Source organism: Neisseria sp. P0021.S006 (genome assembly GCF_051956895.1).
Window position 1 is genome coordinate 1 of the sequence record NZ_JBQCWZ010000255.1, and the last position, 1,760, is coordinate 1,760.

Here is a 1,760-nt window from a genome sequence, read left to right on the forward strand (position 1 = left end):
TGTAAAAACAGCGTATAATCAGCCTATTTGTATAATACATCATGCCTTATTTCGCCCTGTTCGACGATGCGGTAAGCGGTCGTGCAAAACTCTATCAAAATCATGTGGAAAGCTGCCTTTTTCATCATAACGAACTGGCGTCGTTGGAAGATGTTTTGCAGGCAGGTTGGAAAAAAGGCCTGCATGCAGTGTTGTTTGCAGACTACGAATTCGGATTGCCACTGATGGATATTTCATCCGCGCGCAGTGGCAATTTGCGTTTGCACTGGTTTGCTGATTATGCAGAAATCGATACCGAAAGCTGGCTGGCTAATCATTCAGACGGCCTTGAGGCAGGCATCTCCACTCCCCGATTCTCTGTATCCGAAGCCGATTATCTCGAGCATATCCGTCAAATCCACGAAGCCATCCGCCGCGGCGATACTTATCAAATCAATTACACCGCACGCCTGCACCTGCAAACTTACGGCAATCCGATTCAGCTTTACCGCCGTTTGCGTCAGCCTGTGCCATATGCCGTGTTGTCTTGTCTGCCCGACGGGGCAGGGCAGGATGCGTGGACTTTGTGTTTTTCTCCCGAACTTTTCCTCAAAATCTATTCAGACGGCCTGATCACAACCGAGCCGATGAAAGGTACTGCGCCGATTCTTCACGATGGGAAAGATGAACGCCGCGCCGTTGAATTGCGAAACGACCCGAAAAACCGTGCCGAAAACGTGATGATTGTCGATTTGTTGCGCAACGACCTCGGCAAAATCGCGCAAACGGGCAAAGTACGTGTGCCTGAACCGTTTAAAGTTTCCCGTTTCGGCAGTGTTTGGCAGATGACCAGTGCCATCGAGGCGCAGGCGCTGCCTGATGTTTCGGTTTCTGATATTTTCCGTGCAGCCTTCCCGTGCGGCAGTATTACTGGTGCGCCCAAACGCATGAGTATGCAGATTATTGAGTCTCTTGAATCCGAACCGCGTGGTTTATACACAGGCAGCATCGGCTTTTTGCATCCGTGCGATACGGGTTTGGGGTTTGAAGGTGTGTTCAATGTCGTGATTCGCACATTATCTTTGAAGCCGGTTTCAGACGGCCTTTATCAAGGCGTTTATGGTGTGGGTTCGGGGATTGTGATTGATAGCGATCCTGAAGCTGAATATCGCGAGTGCGGTTGGAAGGCGCGTTTTCTGAATGAATTGCGGCCTGATTTCGGTATTTTTGAAACCATGCGTGCGGAAGACAAACAATGCCGTTTGCTCGATTTGCATTTAGGCCGTCTGAACAGCTCGGCACAAGCGCTCAACCTGCCTTGGTCTCAAAATGCGGCAGAGCAAATTCAACACTATATAGATGCGTTGCCAATTGGGTTATTTAGAGTCAAAGCTGCTTTGTTTTCAGACGGCCTTGCATTGAGCCATGCGGCTGTTTCCGAATTGGATGGGCAGCAATACGTCATCTTGAGTGAGCACACATTAAGCCAACGCGATTATCTGCGCCGTTTCAAAACCACACGCCGTGAAACTTTTGACCAAGCATGGAAAACGGCAGAAGGGCAGGGCGCATTTGACAGCTTGTTTTTCAATTCAGACGGCCTGTTGTTAGAGGGTGGAAGAAGCAATGTGTTCGTCAAATATCAAGGACAATGGCTCACGCCGTCTTTGGATTTGGATATTTTGAACGGAGTAATGCGCCAAGCGGTATTGAGGCAGCCGCAGCTATATTTAGGTGTGGATACAATCAAGGAAACCCACATAACGCGCGCGATGTTGGAA

General features: G+C 49.3%; 1 protein-coding gene. It reads left to right on the forward strand.

The features are described 5' to 3' along the window. Positions 1-41: 41 nt before the first annotated feature. Positions 42-1,760, forward strand: a 1,719-nt coding sequence (locus ACTHUM_RS13100; protein ID WP_440403070.1) for a chorismate-binding protein, incomplete at its 3' end; no start/stop codon positions are given.